This window comes from Stenotrophomonas sp. STEN083 (genome assembly GCF_056759195.1).
In genome coordinates, this window is the sequence record NZ_JBRRCU010000039.1 from 1 (window position 1) to 18,038 (window position 18,038).

The following is an 18,038-nucleotide window of genomic DNA, read 5'->3' on the forward strand; positions in this document are numbered from 1 at the left end:
GTGTGTTGGGTGGTTGGTGTGTGGGGGGGCGGGGCCGGGCCGCCCCGCGCGGGGGGGGGGGGGTGGCGGCCCCGGCGCCGCCCCGCCCCCCCCCCCCCCCCGCTCCTACAAGGTTGGTGCTTGGTGCGAGGTTGGGAGAAGCGGCTTACGCCTCTTCTTCCTCCTCCTCTTCTTCGCCTTCTTCCTCTTCTTCTTCTTCCTCGTCCTCTTCGTCCTCATCCTCTTCTTCGAAGGCGTCGGCTTCTTCGACGCGGACGAAGTTGGGCAGGGTGTCGGCAAAACCAATCTGCTTGCCGTTGGCCAGCATCGGGCGCACGGCGCGCTTGCCGGCTTCTTCCACTACCGCAAAGCACACCAGGCTCTGCGCACTTTCGTCACCGGCTTCTTCGAATACGGCTACCCAGCCGTCGGCGGGGATGATCTGGATGATGTTGTCTTGCATGGCTGGACTGGTGGTTGAAGGAATGGCGAGCTTGCGTGAAGGCGGGCGCGCTTTGCAACCGTGAACAGGTGGGATACTGCTGCGCTCCTGACCGATGGAGCTGTGAGATGGCCGAAGCGCCGTTGCGCACGCCCGATGGCCGCTATCTGGTGGTGCGCGGGCGGCTATGGCGGGCCAGCAACCCAGGCTTGCCCGAGCAGGTTCGCGCTACCTTGGTGAACCAGTTGATGGCTGCGCGTCGGGAGGTCGGAGCTGCACGCCGGGCGGGCGACCGGCAACGGCTGGCGCAAGCGAGGGCGGCGGTGGATGCCGCCAAACGTGGTTTGGGCGAGCGTGGCCCGGTTTGGTGGCAGGACGGGACAGCGGACTTCAATCGGCACTTGGCCAAGAACACGCCCTACTCAAGCTGGTACGCCGCGCAAACGCAGGCCTGAGCTGCGGGTAGCTCTACGGAGACCTGAGTTTGTCGTAGTGGCTTTACTCGGCGTGCGCTGGAGACGAGGATGAGCGCTGGTCTCGAAGCGGAATCACGCCATGCTCCAATGCCGCACCCTTGCCACCGCTGCTGGCGGTACGGCGCCCGCGTCGTTGTGGGTGGACCTGTGCCAACCCACGCCGGAGGAGTTGGAGCAGGCCTCGCGGCAGGTGGGTTTCCGCATTCCCGACCGTGCCGGCATCAGCGAGATCGAGTTCAGCAGCCGGGTGCGGGTAGAAGGTGAGGCCTTGGTGCTGAATCTGCCGCGCTTCCAGTATGAGATTGAACACGTCGTCGGGCCGCTGGGCTTCGTGGTCGCGCCCAATGCGCTGGTAGTACAGCGCGAGCACCGCATCGATGCGCTGGAAGGTGTGGAAGCCGAGTTGGGAAAGCATCCCTGCCACGGTTCGGCCGATCTGTTCCTGCGCATGATCGAACACATCGTCGATCGCCTGGCTGATCTGCTCGAGTCGCTGGAAAGCACCATGAGCGAGTTCTCGCGTCAGGCTTTCAACCATCCCAAGGGCAAGCGCGCCTCACGCAGGCTGGAGCAGATGCTGCATGAGGTTGGGATGATGGGGCGGCGCATCGGCGCGCTGCACAACACCCTGCACGGCATGCTGCGGATGATGAATTATCTGGATGAAGCGACGCCTGACTGGTTTGGTGCCGATGCGCCGAAGCGGATCAAACTGGTGGTCAAGGACCTGACCTCGCTGAGCGAGTTCGAGCAGCAACTTGGCGACCGCAATGAGTTCCTGCTGGACAGCGTGCTTGGTCTGATCAACATGGACCAGAACGAGGTGATGAAGGTGATGGCCGTGGCCTCGGTGGTCGGCATTCCGCCGACCGTGCTGGTCGGGGTGTGGGGCATGAACTTCGCGTCGATGCCGGAATTGCATTGGCATTACGGCTACGCCATCGCGCTGGCCGCAGTGGGTCTGAGCATCGTGGTGCCGCTGTTGTGGTTCAAGCGACGAGGTTGGATCTGAGTGCGCGCGGATGCGACACATTCTCGCCTACAATCGCGGTTCTTTCGAACCCCCTGATGGAATCGATGTCTGCCAAACCAATGACCCCCGCCGGCAAGTTGTTTGCCGCCGCTGCACTGATTGAAGGTGTCACCTGGGCCGGATTGCTTGTCGGCATGCTGCTCAAATACGGCACCGGCACCACCGAGCTGGGTGTATGGCTGTTCGGCCGCCTGCATGGCCTGGCCTTTGTGTTCTATGTCGTCGTAACACTGTATGCGTGGATCAAGCTGCGTTGGCCGCTGTGGGCCGTGCTGTTGGCCTTGGTAGCGGCGGTGCCGCCGCTGGTAACGGTGCCACTGGAAATCTGGTTCCGCCGCATCGGCCTGTTGTCCAAGCGCGAGCTTTGATTTGACGAAGATGTGATGGCGCGGCCGGCTTCCACACGGTCGCGCCACTGAAGCTGCATGGTGATACCGGGTACTACGGGCTCCGGTTATATGCGTTGCGGAAGCAGCTCTTGCTGGGTGATGCGCTCGTCATGAATGTCGATGCTTTACCTCGTCTGCAGCCTTGCCCATTGCTTTCTGTGCCTTTCCTGCATTTTTCTCCATGTTGCCGGCCATCTGCTGGGCTTTGTTGCCTGTCATCTTCCCGGCAGCTTCCTTGATGGCACCTTTGATTTCGTGTTTGGTGCCTTCAACACGGTTGCGGTCCACGAACAGTCTCCGGAGACGTCTGCGTTGCTGCAGACAGGTCCAGACTGCGCAATGCCGGGTTTGCAGCGGGTGAGCGCAATGTTGTGATCGCGTTGCGAACAGCGGCGGATTTAGCCTGTGTTGTGTGTGCGCATGTTGGAGCGCTGAGTGCGGTGCCCGGATTCAGCCGGCCACGTTTGGGAGGCTTCGTTCGGGGTGGCCTGCCATCGGTGTCGATGACGGGTTTGGTTCGAACGTTGCGCTCGCTTGGCCCCGTCATCAGCCTGTGCTCATGCTTTCCTGCGGTGTCTGTCCACGGCAGGTGCGCGGGCACACTCGTGCAGCCGCCCGGGTCGCGTTGTCGGGCCTGCGCTGACCTTTGCCTGTCTGTTGGAAGACCCGAGGCCGGACAGGCATGGCGTGGTTACGGTCATACAGGCGCCATGCCAAGGCAGGTACGGTCCGCTCCTCAGGCAACGCAGTCAAACTGAATGGCAAAGGTGTGCCTGTCGATTTGATGGTGGATAATTCCCCCATCGCCAATGCCGTCAAGGGATTGCGGCGATTGGCCCTGGAGCGGCCTGGGCGGTGCTGTTGCCGTCTGCAGCGAGGTGGTTCGAGGGGGCTCCCGCATCGCGATCGGCAGGGTTCGTTTGCCGCAGGTTTAGGTTGGTTCTTCTAGTTTTCCCCGGCTGGTCAGCTTCTCCTTCAAGGAATTCAGGTGCAACACGCAAGCAAACAGCGTTACGGCAAGTTGTGCCGCCAGGACTACCTGCAGATGGCCCAGCGGGGCAAGCAATGAGCAATAAGGTCACCACCGACAATGGTTTGGACGCCGGTATTGCGGTGCTGCCAGCCGAGCACCCCTTGCCCATGCCCGAGCAATCGCTGCGCACGGGCTCGCTGCATGTGCCGCGGCAGAAGACCGCCCCGGCCAATATCGGCCTGCGCCGCCTGTACGTCTTCGGCAGCACCGCGTTGACCACGTTGCTCGCCACCTGGCTGATGGCGCGAGTGCTGTCCAACGGTGGCATCAACGTGCTCGAAGCCTGTCTGCTCGGCTTGTTCGTGCTGCTGTTCGCCTGGATTGCGATGTCCTTCGTCAGCAGCCTGGCTGGCCTGCAGGCGCTGCTGCGTGGCCGCCGCAAGCTCGGCATCTACCCGGATACGCCGCTGCCGCAGCTGCGCAGCCGTACCGCCTTGTTGATGCCCACCTACAACGAAGACCCGCGCCGGATGATGGCCGGTCTGCAGGCGATCTATGAATCGGTGGCCGCGACCGGGCAGCTGGAGCACTTCGACTTCTACGTGCTCAGCGATACCACCCGCGATGCGATTGGCCGTGCCGAAGAACAGGTGTTCGCGCGCCTGGTGGAAGCCACCGGCGGTGCCGAGCGGCTGTATTACCGCCGCCGCGCCAGCAATGTGGGCCGCAAGGCCGGCAATATCGCCGACTGGGTGCGCCGCTTCGGTGGCGCCTACCCGCACATGCTGATCCTCGACGCCGACAGCCTGATGACCGGCGACGTGATCGTGCGGCTTGTGTCGGCGATGGAGAACCATCCGACCGTCGGCCTGATCCAGTCACTGCCGGCGGTGGTCGGTGGCCGCACCGCCTTTGCCCGCATGCAGCAGTTTGGTGGCCGCGTGTACGGGCCGGTGATGGCCTATGGCGTGGCCTGGTGGCACGGGGCTGAGAGCAACTACTGGGGGCATAACGCGGTGATCCGCACCCTGGCATTCGCCGAGGAAGCTGGTCTGCCGGAGCTGCCGGGGCGCAAGCCGTTTGGTGGTCACGTGCTGAGCCACGACTTCGTCGAGGCCGCACTGATACGCCGTGGTGGCTGGGCCGCGCACATGGTGCCCTACCTGCACGGCAGCTACGAAGAAGGCCCGCCGACCCTGACCGATCTGCTGATCCGCGACCGCCGCTGGTGCCAGGGCAACCTGCAGCACTCCAAGGTGGTGGCCACGCCGGGCCTGCACTGGGTCAACCGCGTGCATATGTTGATCGGCATCGGCCATTACTTCACCGCGCCGATGTGGGCGATGTTGATGCTGATCGGTATCGCCATTCCGCTGATCCACGGCGGCATTGATCTGGCCCAGGAGCTGCATCTGGATCTGCGGATGGCACCGGCGAGTTACTGGCGCGGCCTGGACCAGGATGGCGTGTTCTGGGTGTTCGTGGTGACCATGGTCGCGCTGCTGTCGCCCAAGCTGATGGGCTATGTGGCGATGCTGACTTCGCGCAAGGAGCGCATTGGGTGCGGTGGTGCTTTCAGGGCGTTCATCTCGCTGTTGCTGGAAACCGTGCTGGCGGCGCTGATGGCGCCGGTGGTGATGTACGTGCAGTCGCGTGGTGTTGCCGAAGTGTTGGCCGGCAAGGATTCGGGCTGGGACGCACAGCAGCGCGACGACGGCAGTGTCTCGGTGCGCGACTTGCTGCGCAGTTATGGCGGTTTGAGTGTTTTCGGTGTGGTGATGGGCGTGGCCGCCTATATGGTGTCGCCGCCGCTGGCGGCGTGGATGGCGCCGGTGGTGATCGGCATGGCGCTGGCGGTACCGGTGGTGGCATGGACCTCATCGCGCAAGGCAGGTGACTGGCTGCGGAAGCATGGCCTGTTGTGCATCCCTGAAGAAAACGCCCCGCCTCCGGTATTGCTGCGTGCCGCCGAGTTGCGTGCGGCTGAGCTGAAGGAACCGCTGCAGGACTAGCCGCCGCTGTGGTTGTGGGAGCGGCGTAAGCCGCGAAGCCGGCAGCAATGTGCCGCCATTTGGCCTGCAACCTTCGTGCAGATTGCCGGCTTGGCTTCAACCGGCAACACCATCAGCTTCGCGGCTTACGCCGCTCCCACAAACTGCTGGCTCAACCGATAGCTACCTATGGCAGGCATAATTCCCGCCTGTCTTTGGGAGTCATACACATGCTGGAAACAGTGGAGCAGGAAACCGGCGCGTCGCCGGAATGGTCGGTGATCTGGCTGCATGGTCTGGGTGCCGATGGCCATGATTTCGCGCCTATCGTGCCCGAGCTGGTGCGTCCGCACTGGCCGGCGATCCGCTTCGTGTTTCCGCATGCACCCAAGCGCCCGGTCAGCATCAACAACGGCATGCCGATGCGTGCCTGGTACGACATCGTCAGCATGGATTTCCGCAGCCGCGCCGATGCCAAGGGTGTCGCCGAGTCGGTGCAGCAGCTGGAAGCGCTGATCGCCCGTGAACAGGCGCGCGGCATTCCGGCCAACCGTATCGTCCTGGCCGGTTTCTCGCAGGGTGGGGCAATCATCCTGTCCGCAGGCCTGAAGCGCAGCGAGCCGGTTGCAGGCTTGGTGGCCTTGTCGACCTATCTGCCGGAAGTGGACGCCGCCCCGTCGCAGTTGGTGGATGGCGCTACCGTGCAGCCGGTGTTCATGGCCCACGGTAGCGCCGATCCGGTGATTCCGCTGCAGATCGCCGAGCACAGCGCGCAGGTCCTCAAGACGCTGGGCTTCGGCGTGGAATGGCACCGTTACCAAATGGCCCACCAGGTCTGCGGCGAAGAGATCCACGCGCTGGGCGACTGGCTGCAGGCCCGTTTCGCGCAGATCTGATCGCTTTGTGAGCTGTACCGCAGTTGCCGGATTGTTGACGGCGGCGTACTCCGAACCCGGCTACCATGTCGCCACGACTGGGGAGCCGTGAGCGAGGTAGTGGTGTGAAGGTAGTAATCGCCGATGACGAGCCGTTGGCACGCGAGCGCTTGCGCGCGCTGCTGGCCGAGCTGGCGGAGGTGGAGGTGGTTGGCGAGGCGGCCAACGGCAACGATGCCCTGCACGTCTGCGCGCAGACCCAGCCGGATTTGGTGCTGCTGGATATCGCCATGCCCGGCATCGATGGTCTGGAAGTGGCCCGCCACCTGGCCGGGTTCGAACCGCGCCCGGCGGTGGTGTTCTGCACTGCCTACGATGCCCATGCCTTGTCGGCCTTCGAGGCGGCGGCGATCGATTATCTGATGAAGCCGGTGCGCGGCGAGCGCCTGGCCGCCGCGCTGGAACGTGCGCGCACCTTTATTGCCGGCCGCGCCAATGCCGCCCCGGCTGCGGCCACGCAACCGCGACGGATGCTGTGCGCGCGCCTGCGCGGCAGCCTGCGTCTTGTGCCGGTGGAAGACATCCTCTACCTGCAGGCCGAGGAAAAATACGTGGTGGTGCACCACCTGCGTGGCGAAGACCTGATCGAGGAATCGCTGCGCTCGCTGGAAGACGAGTTTTCCGGGCGCTTCATCCGCATCCACCGCAACTGCCTGATCGCCCGCGATCGGCTGCAGGAAGTCCGCCGCACACCGGCCGGGCAGGTGCAGGCGGTGCTGCGTGATGTCTCGCAACCGCTGGAAATCAGCCGGCGCTGCGTGGCCGGACTGAAGACCGAGATGGAACGGCTGTGACCTGGGGCTTGCAGCGGCGATAATGGCCGCATGAGCATCCTGCGTATCGCCACCCGAAAGAGCCCGCTTGCCCTGTGGCAGAGCGAACACGTTGCCGACCGTCTGCGCCAGGCCCACCCGGGCCTGCAGGTGGAGCTTGTGCCGATGAGCACGCGCGGCGACGAAATCCTCGACCGCTCGCTGGCGGCCATTGGCGGCAAGGGCCTGTTCCTGAAGGAGCTGGAGCTGGCGATGCTGCGCGGCGACGCCGATTGCGCGGTGCATTCGCTCAAGGACGTGCCGATGGAGCTGGAAGCGCCATTCGTGCTGCCGGCGATCCTGACCCGCGCCGATTCGGCCGATGCCTTCGTCTCCAATACCTATCCATCGCTGGATGCCTTGCCGCAGGGCGCCTGTGTGGGGACCTCCTCGTTGCGTCGCCAAGCACAGCTACGCGCGCTGCGTCCGGACCTGAAGTCGCGTGACCTGCGTGGCAACGTCAACACCCGCCTGGCCAAGCTGGATGCCGGTGAGTATGACGCCATCATCCTGGCCTGCGCCGGCCTGGAGCGCTTGGAGCTGGGCGCGCGCATCCGCGATCGTCTGGTCGCCCCGCAATGGCTGCCGGCACCGGCACAGGCGGCGGTTGCGATTGAATGCCGGCAGGACGCCGTGGACATCATCAGCCTGGTCAAGGCGCTGGACGATGCATCCACCCGCAGTTGCGTGGAAGCGGAGCGGGCCATGAACCGTGCGCTGGATGGCAGCTGCCATGTACCGGTGGCCGGTTTGGCGCAGTGGCGTGGTGATGACCTGTGGTTGCAGGGTTTGGTCGGCGGCGTGGCCGATGGCCGTGCGGTACGTGCGCAGGCGCAAGGCCCGGCCAGTGACCCGGAAGCGCTGGGGCGCGAAGTGGCGCGGCAGCTGTTGGAAGGCGGTGCAGGCGAGTTGTTACGCTGATTCTGCCGTTGTAGGAGCGGCGTGAGCCGCGAAGCCACAAATGCAGGAGATGGCATGAGCGCCGGCCTTGTCGGCGCGCAAGTATGGTCAGCTTCGCGGCTTACGCCGCTGCCACAAAACCAACAAAACCTACCGGCGGTTATTCGGGGATTGCCGGTAATGCCCCTTGCCGAGCATGGCTCGGCACTACCGGGCAGCGGATGCCGGGCATGCGCCCGGCAGCTGCTTACTTGAAGCTGTAGACCACGTTCATGGTGGACAGCGTATCGGTCTTGCGCTTCTGGTCGGCAACGTCGCTGTTGTAGCGCGCCTGCCAGCCCGCTTTGAGGGCGAAGTGCTGGTTCATGTTGACCGACACGCCGAAGTCGTTCTGCGCGAAGGTGTTGTACGAACCGGATTCCACCAGCAGCGAATTGACCAGCTCGGTGTTCTCGGTGATGCCGAACTTGAAGTCGAACAGGCCGCGGCCGATCAGGCCGGTGCGGTTCTCGTCGGTCTGCGAGTTGTGGGTGCGGCGCACACCGGGGCCGATCTGGGTGTCCAGGGTGACGCGTTCGCCATCGATCAGGCGGGTACCGTAACCGAGGCCGAAGGTGCCAAGGCGGTCGTAGGTGGCGAAGTCGTCGCGTTCATAACGCACGGTAGCGGTGAGCTGGCGGTACTCACCCAGCTGCAGGGCGCTGCCGGCGCTGCCGGAGTAACGGTTGGCAGTGGTCTGGCGCTTGCGGGAGGTGCTGCCGTCGTCGGCGGTCTCGGTGTACTCGGCGCTGGAGCGCAGACCGAACAGATCCATGCTGTGGATCCAATCATCGTCGGTGTAGCGCAGCTTCAGGCGGCCGTTGAAGCTTTCGGTGGTGCTGTTGCCGTGGGCTGAGGCAAAGCCCAGTTCGCCGCCGCTGCCGCTCCACGGCGAGCTCATCGCGGCCAGGTCGGAAGTATCGGTAGCGTCTTCGGCCCAGGCCAGCGGGGCGGCCAGCAGTAATGGCAGCAAGAGGGAAACACGCAGGGACATCAGGGGGATCTCCAAGGGAGAGACGGGAATGGGAGGCGTTGCGATGATACCGGATGGTCCCTGACCCTCAGGCGCATGGAGGGGCTGGGGGCTTCATCCGCGGTTACGGCGGCGGCCGAGCTGCCCCATTGCAGCCCCGACTCGGACATAATCCGGGGATGGACCGCTATGAACGCATCAACGCCCTGCATCGTCTGCTCAAGTCCGCCCGCTACCCGGTAACGGTGATGCGGTTGCAGGAGGAATTGGGCTGTTCCCGTGCCACGGTCTACCGCGACCTGGCCTTCCTGCGTGATGCGCTGATGGCGCCGGTGGAGGGCGATGGCGAGGCCGGGTTCCGCTACATGAGCGGGGAGAGCGACCGTTTCGAGCTGCCGGGCTTGTGGCTGAGTTCGGAGGAATTGCACGCCTTGCTGGCGTCGCAGCATCTGTTGGCGCGCACCGGCGGCGGTGTGTTGTCGTCAATGCTGGCGCCGCTGCAGCAGCGCATAGAAGGCTTGCTGGCTGCGCAGGCTGGCGCCTCGCATTGGCCGGTGGAGCGGGTGCGGGTGATTCCGCACCGCGGCCGCAAACTGGACGAGGCCAGTTTCCGCACGGTGGCGTCCGGCGTGCTGGAGCGCAAGCAGCTGTCCTTTGAATACCGCGCACGATCGACCGATGAGGCTACTCGCCGCACGGTGTCACCGCAGCGCATTACCCATTACCGCGACAACTGGTACCTGGACGCCTGGGACCACAACCGCGAGGCGGTGCGCAGTTTTGCGGTGGATCGCATCCATCAGGCGCGGCTGCTCGATCAGCCAGCACGCGATGTGGCAGATGAGGAGTTGAACGAGCAGTTAGCCGCCAGTTACGGCATCTTCTCGGGTGCACCCAAGGGCTGGGCGACGATCGTGTTCAGCGCCAAGGCCGCGCGCTGGGTGGCCGATGAGCATTGGCACTCCAAGCAGCAGGGGCGGTTTCTTGCTGACGGACGTTATGAATTGAAGGTGCCGTACAGCGTATCCCGCGAGCTGTTGATGGACGTGCTGCATTACGGTTCAGACGCGGAGATCGTGGAGCCGCAGTCCTTGCGCGAGCAGGCCAAGGCGCTGTTGTCGCTGGCGTTGAGTAATTACGACTGAGGAAGTAGTGCTGTGCATGGCTCGGCTAGTGCCTTGCTTTGCTCTTGTTCTGCTTTGCTCTTGTTTTGCTTGGCTCTAGCTCTGCTTAGCTCTTGCTCTGCTCTGCTCTGCTCTGCTTTGGCTTTGGCTCTGCTCTGCTTTGGCTCTGCTTGGCTTGGCTCTGCGTTGCTCTGCTTTTCCCTCTCCCGCCTCCGGGAGAGGGGTAGGGGGGAGGGCAGCTTCTGCTTGTTGCTGTTGACCTTGCCGTTGCCGTTGTTTTTCGGAGCAGCGGAGCAACGGCTATAGCTGGAGCAAAAGCAAAGCAAAGCAAAAGCTTCCCCTCACCCCAACCCCTCTCCCGTAAACGGGAGAGGGGACAGCAAGATCAACAGCAACAGCAAAGCCAAAGCCAAAGCCAAGGCCAAAGCCAAAGCCAAAGCCAAAGCCAAAGCAGAGCCAAAGCAGAGCCAAAGCAGAGCCAAAGCAGAGCCAAAGCCAAAGCAGAGCCAAAGCCAAAGCAGAGCCAAAGCCAAAGCAGAAGCTAAAACCAAAACACATAAAAAAACAGCCGCTTTCGCGGCTGTTTTCTTTCAGATCACTCCGCCATCAAACCCGGCCGAAGATCAACGTTGCATTGGTGCCGCCAAAGCCGAAGCTGTTCGACATCACCGTATCCAACTTCGCTTCCTGCGTCTTGCGCAGGACCGGGAAGCCTTCCACACGCTCGTCCAGGGTTTCGATATTGGCCGAACCAGCCATGAAGCCATCACGCATCATCAGCAGGCAGTAGATCGCCTCATGCACGCTGGCAGCGCCCAAGGAGTGACCCGACAATGCCTTGGTCGAAGACAGCGGCGGCACCGCATCACCGAACACCTGGCGCACCGCGCCCAGCTCGGTCACATCGCCCAGCGGGGTCGAGGTGCCGTGGGTGTTCAGATAGTCGATCGGACGATTCAAACCTTCCATCGCCATCTTCATGCAACGCACTGCACCTTCGCCGGATGGGGCAACCATGTCGGCGCCGTCGGAGGTCACGCCGTAACCAACCAGTTCGGCGTAGATGCGCGCACCACGGGCCACGGCGTGGTCGTAGTCTTCCAGCACCAGCATGCCGGCGCCGCCAGCGATGACGAAGCCATCGCGGTTGGCGTCGTACGGACGCGATGCCGTGCTTGGGGTTTCGTTGAAGCTGGTGGACAGTGCGCCCATGGCGTCGAACATCACGCTCATCGACCAGTGCAGGTCTTCACCGCCGCCGGCAAACATCACGTCCTGGGCGCCGTGGCGGATCAGGTCGGCGGCAGCACCGATGCAATGTGCCGAGGTGGCGCAGGCGGCCGACAGCGAATAGCTCAGGCCCTTGATGCTGAAGGCGGTGGCCAGGTTGGCCGACACAGTCGAGCACATCGTGCGCGGCACCATGTACGGGCCTACCTTGCGTACACCACGGTTGCGCAGCAGATCGGCGGCTTCCACCTGCCATTCGCTGGAACCACCGCCGGAGCCGGCGATCAGGCCGCTGCGCACGTTGCTGACCTGGCTTTCATCCAGGCCGGCATCGGCAATGGCGTCGCGCATGGCGATATAGCTGTAGGCCGCGGCATCGCTCATGAAGCGCTTGAGCTTGCGGTCCACCTGCGCGTCCAGGTCGATCTCGACCTTGCCGCCGATCTGGCTGCGCAGGCCGGCTTCGGCGTGGTCGGGTAGGGCGACGATGCCGGGACGGCTGTCACGAAGGGCGCTGGACACGGTGTCCAGATCGTTGCCAAGGCAGGACGTGATGCCCATGCCGGTAATGACGACACGACGCATCAGAAGCTCTCGGTTGAGGTGAACAGACCTACGCGCAGGTCCTTGGCGGAATAGATCTCGCGGCCGTCGACCAACATGCGGGCGTCGGTCTGTGCCATCACCAGCTTGCGGTTGATCACGCGCGAGACATCGATTTCGTACTGCACCAGCTTGGCGCTGGGCAGCACCTGGCCGGTGAATTTGACCTCGCCACAGCCCAGCGCACGGCCGCGGCCTTCCGCGCCCAGCCAGGTGAGATAGAAGCCGGTCAGCTGCCACATGGCATCCAGGCCCAGGCAGCCCGGCATCACCGGGTCACCGATGAAATGGCAGCCGAAGAACCACAGGTCAGGACGGATATCCAGTTCGGCCCGGATCATGCCCTTGCCGTGTGCGCCACCGTCCTCGCGGATCTCGGTGATGCGGTCGAACATCAGCATCGGGTCATTGGGGAGACGGCCTTTGTTCGGGCCGAAAAGTTCGCCACGCGCGCTGGCCAGCAGCTGGTCGCGCGAGAAAGCATGCAGACGGGTCATCCGGGGTAATCCAAAGCCATTGCGAGCCCCGGAGCATGCTGCAGCATCTGCGTTCAATCAAATGTTTTAACTGGACGGTTGCGTATGTTAGCGGCAGATAAGCGCCGTTCGCGGGCTGTTACGGGAGGTATGAATAAGTACATTTGTGAGGACAAGTGTGCATTTAGCGACAACAGCTATCATGTTGGCGACCTTTTGAGACTGTTACCTTGAGCCAACAGCGCAAGATCATCCACGTCGACATGGACGCCTTCTATGCGTCCGTGGAGCAGCGTGATGACCCCAGTTTGCGCGGACGGCCGGTGGTGGTGGCCTGGCGCGGGGCGCGTTCGGTGGTGTGCGCGGCCTCTTACGAGGCCCGCAAGTTCGGGGTGCGCTCGGCGATGCCGGCCTTGCGGGCCGAGCGGCTGTGCCCGGATGCGGTGTTCGTGCCGCCGGACTTTGCCCGCTACAAGGCGGTGTCGCGGCAGATCCGCGAGATTTTCCTGCAACACACCCCGCTGGTTGAGCCGCTGTCGCTGGACGAGGCGTTCCTGGACGTAACCGAGTCACCAAGCTGCGACGGCATCGCCACCGAGATCGCCCGCACCATCCGTGCGCAGATCCGCGAGACCACCGGCTTGACCGCCTCGGCTGGGATCGCACCGAACAAGTTCCTGGCCAAGGTTGCCTCGGACTGGCGCAAGCCCGATGGTCAGTTCGTGGTGCGGCCTTCGCGGGTTGAGGAGTTCCTGACGCCTTTGCCGGTCAAGCGGGTGCCGGGCGTGGGCAAGGTGATGGAAGGCAAGCTGTCGGCGCTGGGTATCGTCACCGTCGGTGATCTGCGCGCGCTGCCGCTTGAACAGCTGCAGGCCTTGTTCGGCAGTTTTGGCGCTGGCTTGTATCGGCGTGCGCGTGGCATCGACGAGCGCCCGGTGGAGCCGGATCAACCGGTGCAGTCGATTTCTTCCGAAGATACCTTTGCCGAAGACCTGCACATGGGCGAGTTCGATGAAGCGATCACCCAGTTGGCGGAACGTACCTGGCGCGCAACCGGACGCACCGAGCGCATCGGTCATACCGTCGTGCTGAAGTTGAAGACCGCGCAGTTCCGCATTCTCACCCGCAGCTATACGCCGGATACGCCGCCGGGCTCGGTCGAAGACCTGCGCGATATCGCCTTGGCCTTGTGCCAACGCGTGCAGTTGCCAGCAGATACGCGTTATCGATTGGTTGGTGTTGGTCTGGCCGGATTCCGTGATCGCGAAGAGCTGGTGATCCAGGGTGATTTGTTTCGCAGCATCACGTTGGATTGAGTACAGCCTTCAAGCAGCGCCGCGCCGCTACAATCGATGCTCAATTCAGGGAGTGTGATGCGTGGTGATCAAAGCCTTGGTGTTCGATTTGGATGGCACGCTGGTGGACAGCGCAGGTGATATCGCCGAGGCAGTGAACCTCACATTGGAAGAGCTGGCGTTGCCGCGCGTCTCCGAGGCGACGGTGCGCAGTTGGATAGGCGAGGGTGTACGCAATCTGGTGTCCACCGCATTGGCGAACGCTGGCAGCGCATTGACGCTGGAAGAGGTGATGTCGGTTTTCATGCGGCACTACAAGGCCTGCCTGCTGCGCAGCCCGCGTTTGTATGACGGTGTTGGTGAGGCATTGACCGCATTGCAGGCACGCGGCCTGCCGATGGCGATCTGCACCAACAAGCCGGCGGCAATGGTTGCGCCCTTGTTGCAGCATCTGGGCATCGCCGGCTTCTTCGCGCACATCATTGGTGGCGATTCGCTGCCGCAGCGTAAGCCCGCAGCGGAGCCCTTGTTGCATGTGGCAGGCTTGTTGCAGCAGCCGGTGGCAGATTGCCTGATGGTCGGTGATTCGGGCACGGATCTGGGCGCGGCCAACAATGCCGGCATGCCGATCGTGCTGGTGCGCTATGGTTATTCGCGCGACCTGGATCTGGATGCAGCTGAGGCAGTTGCAGTGATCGACGATATGCGTGAGTTGGTGGCGATCGTCGCGTAACCGGGCCTTTGTGGGAACGACAGCTTTTGTAGGAGCGGCATAAGCCGCGAAGCTGATGGACTACCCGATTGCAGATAATTCTGCGACGTCATTGATGTCAGTTTCGCGGCTTATGCCGCTCCTACAGATCAGGCTCACAACCTCATTTCCGGTTGTTATCAATAATCATTCTCATTTAGTGTAGAATGCGGCCATCCCGCAGCTTGTCTGGCGTTTGTTTCCGGCAGCTGCATTCGATATCCGTCGTTCCTCAAGCTGTTCGCCAGAGGGGCGCATCCCCACTGTCGAGAGGCTTCCCCCATGTCCCGTCGTTCGTCGTCGCGGTTGTCCGCGCGTGCCTTGTTGTCCCGCCATCCCCTTTCCGCTGCGCTGGCATTGAGCGCTTTGCTCGCCGGCCCCGCAATGGCTGAAGGCGCAGCAGCGGCTACAGACATCGACACCGTGCATGTCACCGCCGAACAGATCGCCAAGCAGGCCTTGGGCAGCTCGGTGATCACCGCGGTCGATCTGGAACGTCTGCCGCCAGCCAATGACTTGTCCGAAGTGATACGGCGCATGCCCGGCATCAACCTGACCGGCAATACCGCATCGGGTTCGTACGGCAATTTCCGCCAGATCGACATCCGCGGCATGGGCCCGGAAAACACCTTGATCCTGATTGATGGCCGCCCGGTCAGCTCGCGCGACTCGGTGCGCATGGGCCGCAGCGGTGAGCGCAACAGCCGCGGCGACAGCAACTGGGTGCCGGCCGAAGCGGTCGAGCGCATCGAGGTGCTGCGGGGTCCTGCCGCGGCACGTTATGGCTCGGGCGCTTCCGGTGGTGTGGTCAACATCATCACCAAGAAGCCGACCGGCGACCTGACCGGCTCGCTGACCTTGTACGGCAGCCAGGCCGAGCACAGCGATGAAGGCGACAGCGAACGCGTTGGCTTCCAGCTGTCCGGCCCGTTGAGCGAGCAGCTGTCGTTCCGTCTGTTCGGCAACGTCAACAAGACCGAGCCGGACGCGCTGTCGCTCAACGAGGAATTCGCCACCGGCGTGACCCCGCCGGCCGGCCGCGAAGGCGTGCGCAACCGCGACATCAGCGGCCTGCTGCGCTATGACATCAACGACAACCATGTGCTGGAGCTGGATGCCAGCGTCAGCCGCCAGGGCAATATCTACTCCGGTGAGCGCGGCGTCAGCGGGGACGGCTTCGAGCGTTTGAACGCGCTGTACGGTGCCGAGACCAATGTGATGCTGCGTCGCTCGTTCGGCCTGACCCATCGCGGCAGCTACGACTGGGGTACCTCGCGGATTACTGCTGCCTACGACGACACCGATAACACCCGCTTGAACGAAGGCCTGGCCGGTGGCCCGGAAGGCTCGATCACCGAAGGGGCGACTTTCTCCACCTCCGAGCTGACCTCCACCCGCGTGGATGGCGAGATCAACGTGCCGCTGAACTGGGGCGGCATCGAGCAGGTGGCGACACTGGGCTTCGAGTACCGCGACATGAAGCTGGATGACCCGTACTCGGTGACCCAGAGTTCCAGCAGCGGTGGTGGCATCCCGGGTTACGACGGCGTGCGCACTGGCAAGAGCGACCAGCAGTTCGCGGCGGTTTTTGTCGAGGACAACCTGTACATCGGCGATCGTTGGACGCTGACCCCGGGCCTGCGCTTCGACCACCATTCGCAGTTCGGCAACAACCTCAGCCCCAGCCTCAACGTGCAGTTCAAACTGGCTGAAGACTGGGCAATCAAGGGCGGCATCGCGCGCGCATTCAAGGCGCCGAACCTGTACCAGGCCAACCCGGACTATCTCTACTACACGCGTGGCAACGGCTGCCCGGTGCTGAGCCCGAACCAAGGCTCTGGCTGCTACGTGATGGGCAACGCCAACCTCGATCCGGAAACCAGCATCAACAAGGAAATCGGCATCGAGTGGGCACCGGACAACGGCTGGCACGCCTCGGTCACCTACTTCCATAACGACTACAAGGACAAGATCGTTGCCGGCCAGGACCGCATCGGCATCACCAATGACACCAAGGGCCAGGTATTCCAGTGGACCAATGCGCCGGAAGCCATCATCCGTGGCGTCGAGGGCAACGTGAAAGTGCCGCTGATTGGCGGTGGTGATGTGCTGTCGTGGAACACCAATGTCACCTGGATGATCGAGAACGTCGACAAGACCACCGATCAGCCGCTGTCCATCATTCCCGAGTACACCGTCAACACCTTCCTGGACTGGCAGGTCAATACGCAGTTGTCGTTCATGCTGACCGGCACCTTCTACGGCAAGCAGGAATCGGCGACGCAGGCCAGCACCACCGGTGCTGCATTGCCGCCGGATACGCGCGCTGCCTATGACCTGTGGAGCCTGGGTGGCCAGTACCGGATCACGCCGAAGGTGCGCGTCGGTGGCGGCATCAACAACCTGTTCGACAAGCGCCTGTTCCGCGAAGGCACCACCAGCACCAGCGCCACCGGTGCAGGTGCTGCCACTTACAACGAGCCCGGCCGCAGCTACTGGGTGAACCTGACCGTCGGCTTCTGAGCCAGGCATAGCGATGACAACTCACATGCGTATCCGCTTTCACTCACTGCTCGCCGTGGCCTCGCTGGTGTTGCTCGGCGTAGTCGCACCGATGGCAGCCGCACAGCAACGCAACCCGGCGCAGCTGATGGGCCAGACCGTTGCTGACACCGGCTCGGCGCACTACCGCTTCGAACGCTTCGTGATACGCAGTGATGATGGCCAGCGCACCTGGCGGGTCAACCTCGGCATCCCTGCAGGTACCGCACCGGCGATGGGTTTCCCTGCGCTGTGGATGCTGGATGGCAATGGCGCGTTGATGGAATTCGACGCGCCGCTGCTGGAGGAGCTGGCGCAGAAGCAGCCAACGGTGCTGGTGTTCGTCGGCTACGACAACCAGCAGCGCATCGATTCGCCTGCACGTACCCGCGACTACACGCCGATTGTCGACCAGCCTGAAGACGGTGGCGCAGCGGTAGGCGGTGGCGCCGATGCGTTCCTGGAAGTGATCGAGCGGCGCATCCGTCCGCAGCTGGCGCAGCATGTGGCAACCGATGCCAACAAGCAGGCACTGTGGGGGCATTCGCTGGGCGGGCTGTTCGTGCTGCATACGTTGTATACGCGTAGCGGTGCATTCCAGACCTATGTGCCGGCCAGCCCATCGCTGTGGTGGCAGCAGGGCGCGATGCTGGGTGCTCCCGAGCGCCAGTTCATCGGCAACAACGCCGGTCATCCGGCGCGGGTGCTGATGATGCTTGGTGGCGGTGAACGTGATCGCGATACCAGCAACCGTGACATGAGCAATCCACGGGTGCTCGCGCATTTGAAGCGCGTCTCTGGCGCACCGTCCGATGCCGCCGAGCAATTGTCTGCGCGCCTGCGCCAGGTGCCGGGACTGGATGTCGAGTACCACCAGTTCGACGGCCTCGGCCATGGCCCGATGTTCCGCGCCTCGTTGATGCGCGCGCTGCATGAAATCACCGGCGTGCGTGACCGCAGCGCGGAGCCGCGCTCCTGATATGACTTCCAAGTCCGGGCCGACGGCCCGGCACTCCATTACCCAGGCAGCGTCACCGCCCAGGCAGAAACCCACGATGCGCGCGACGTCGCGCAGC

17 protein-coding genes are annotated in these 18,038 nt (G+C 63.4%); 12 read left to right on the top strand and 5 right to left on the bottom strand.

Annotated features, from left to right (window positions below; translation table 11 throughout):
- Positions 1-145: 145 nt before the first annotated feature.
- Complete coding sequence (locus ACVOK8_RS12475; protein ID WP_481567086.1) at positions 146-442, bottom strand: hypothetical protein; 297 nt, start codon at positions 440-442, stop codon at positions 146-148.
- 107 nt (positions 443-549) lie between these two features.
- Between ACVOK8_RS12475 and ACVOK8_RS12480 the strand changes: the two genes are divergently transcribed.
- From ACVOK8_RS12480 to ACVOK8_RS12490, 3 genes are all read left to right on the top strand, one after another.
- Positions 550-876, top strand: a complete 327-nt coding sequence (locus ACVOK8_RS12480) for a hypothetical protein (RefSeq protein ID WP_481567087.1) — start codon at positions 550-552, stop codon at positions 874-876.
- Positions 877-976: 100 nt separating this feature from the next.
- Positions 977-1,909 (top strand): CorA family divalent cation transporter, encoded by a 933-nt coding sequence (locus tag ACVOK8_RS12485; protein ID WP_481567088.1) that lies wholly within the window; start codon positions 977-979, stop codon positions 1,907-1,909.
- An 80-nt stretch (positions 1,910-1,989) separates the two neighbouring features.
- Positions 1,990-2,298, top strand: coding sequence for a DUF3817 domain-containing protein (locus ACVOK8_RS12490; RefSeq protein ID WP_481567116.1), 309 nt, complete (start codon positions 1,990-1,992; stop codon positions 2,296-2,298).
- Between the two features lie 129 nt (positions 2,299-2,427).
- On the opposite strand, the gene ACVOK8_RS12495 is transcribed toward ACVOK8_RS12490, so the two are convergent.
- Positions 2,428-2,607 (bottom strand): CsbD family protein, encoded by a 180-nt coding sequence (locus tag ACVOK8_RS12495; RefSeq protein WP_282272641.1) that lies wholly within the window; start codon positions 2,605-2,607, stop codon positions 2,428-2,430.
- Between the two features lie 777 nt (positions 2,608-3,384).
- Here ACVOK8_RS12495 and mdoH point away from each other — a divergent pair.
- From mdoH to hemC, 4 genes are all read left to right on the top strand, one after another.
- Positions 3,385-5,304 carry a glucans biosynthesis glucosyltransferase MdoH gene (gene mdoH / locus ACVOK8_RS12500; RefSeq protein ID WP_481567089.1) on the top strand — a complete coding sequence of 640 codons (1,920 nt, stop codon included), beginning with the start codon at positions 3,385-3,387 and terminating at the stop codon, positions 5,302-5,304.
- A 209-nt stretch (positions 5,305-5,513) separates the two neighbouring features.
- Positions 5,514-6,179 (top strand): alpha/beta hydrolase, encoded by a 666-nt coding sequence (locus ACVOK8_RS12505; RefSeq protein ID WP_481567090.1) that lies wholly within the window; start codon positions 5,514-5,516, stop codon positions 6,177-6,179.
- A gap of 65 nt (positions 6,180-6,244) precedes the next feature.
- On the top strand, positions 6,245-7,012 hold the full coding sequence (locus ACVOK8_RS12510; RefSeq protein ID WP_481567091.1) for a LytR/AlgR family response regulator transcription factor: 768 nt from the start codon (positions 6,245-6,247) through the stop codon (positions 7,010-7,012).
- A 30-nt stretch (positions 7,013-7,042) separates the two neighbouring features.
- A complete protein-coding gene (gene hemC / locus ACVOK8_RS12515; RefSeq protein WP_481567092.1) occupies positions 7,043-7,951 on the top strand; it encodes a hydroxymethylbilane synthase in 909 nt (302 codons plus the stop codon).
- A 226-nt stretch (positions 7,952-8,177) separates the two neighbouring features.
- Here the strand turns inward: hemC and ACVOK8_RS12520 are convergent, their stop codons facing one another.
- Positions 8,178-8,963 (bottom strand): DUF481 domain-containing protein, encoded by a 786-nt coding sequence (locus ACVOK8_RS12520; protein ID WP_481567093.1) that lies wholly within the window; start codon positions 8,961-8,963, stop codon positions 8,178-8,180.
- Between the two features lie 158 nt (positions 8,964-9,121).
- On the opposite strand from ACVOK8_RS12520, the gene ACVOK8_RS12525 reads away from it, so the two are divergent.
- Positions 9,122-10,087, top strand: a complete 966-nt coding sequence (locus ACVOK8_RS12525) for a helix-turn-helix transcriptional regulator (protein ID WP_481567094.1) — start codon at positions 9,122-9,124, stop codon at positions 10,085-10,087.
- A gap of 585 nt (positions 10,088-10,672) precedes the next feature.
- On the opposite strand, the gene fabB is transcribed toward ACVOK8_RS12525, so the two are convergent.
- On the bottom strand, positions 10,673-11,881 hold the full coding sequence (gene fabB / locus ACVOK8_RS12530; RefSeq protein WP_481567095.1) for a beta-ketoacyl-ACP synthase I: 1,209 nt from the start codon (positions 11,879-11,881) through the stop codon (positions 10,673-10,675).
- Positions 11,881-12,396: a 3-hydroxyacyl-[acyl-carrier-protein] dehydratase FabA gene (gene fabA / locus ACVOK8_RS12535; RefSeq protein WP_057627977.1), complete on the bottom strand. Its 516-nt coding sequence runs from the start codon at positions 12,394-12,396 to the stop codon at positions 11,881-11,883. The genes fabB and fabA overlap by 1 nt, the downstream gene beginning before the upstream one ends.
- A 209-nt stretch (positions 12,397-12,605) precedes the next feature.
- Here fabA and dinB point away from each other — a divergent pair, with 209 nt between their 5' ends.
- From dinB to ACVOK8_RS12555, 4 genes are all read left to right on the top strand, one after another.
- Positions 12,606-13,691, top strand: a complete 1,086-nt coding sequence (gene dinB / locus ACVOK8_RS12540) for a DNA polymerase IV (RefSeq protein ID WP_481567096.1) — start codon at positions 12,606-12,608, stop codon at positions 13,689-13,691.
- 61 nt (positions 13,692-13,752) lie between these two features.
- Entirely contained in the window at positions 13,753-14,403 is a 651-nt protein-coding gene (gph, locus tag ACVOK8_RS12545) for a phosphoglycolate phosphatase (RefSeq protein WP_481567097.1), read from the top strand.
- Positions 14,404-14,703: 300 nt separating this feature from the next.
- On the top strand, positions 14,704-16,944 hold the full coding sequence (locus ACVOK8_RS12550) for a TonB-dependent siderophore receptor (RefSeq protein ID WP_481567098.1): 2,241 nt from the start codon (positions 14,704-14,706) through the stop codon (positions 16,942-16,944).
- A 25-nt stretch (positions 16,945-16,969) separates the two neighbouring features.
- Positions 16,970-17,941, top strand: a complete 972-nt coding sequence (locus ACVOK8_RS12555) for an alpha/beta hydrolase (protein ID WP_481567099.1) — start codon at positions 16,970-16,972, stop codon at positions 17,939-17,941.
- The last annotated feature ends 97 nt before the right edge of the window (positions 17,942-18,038 follow it).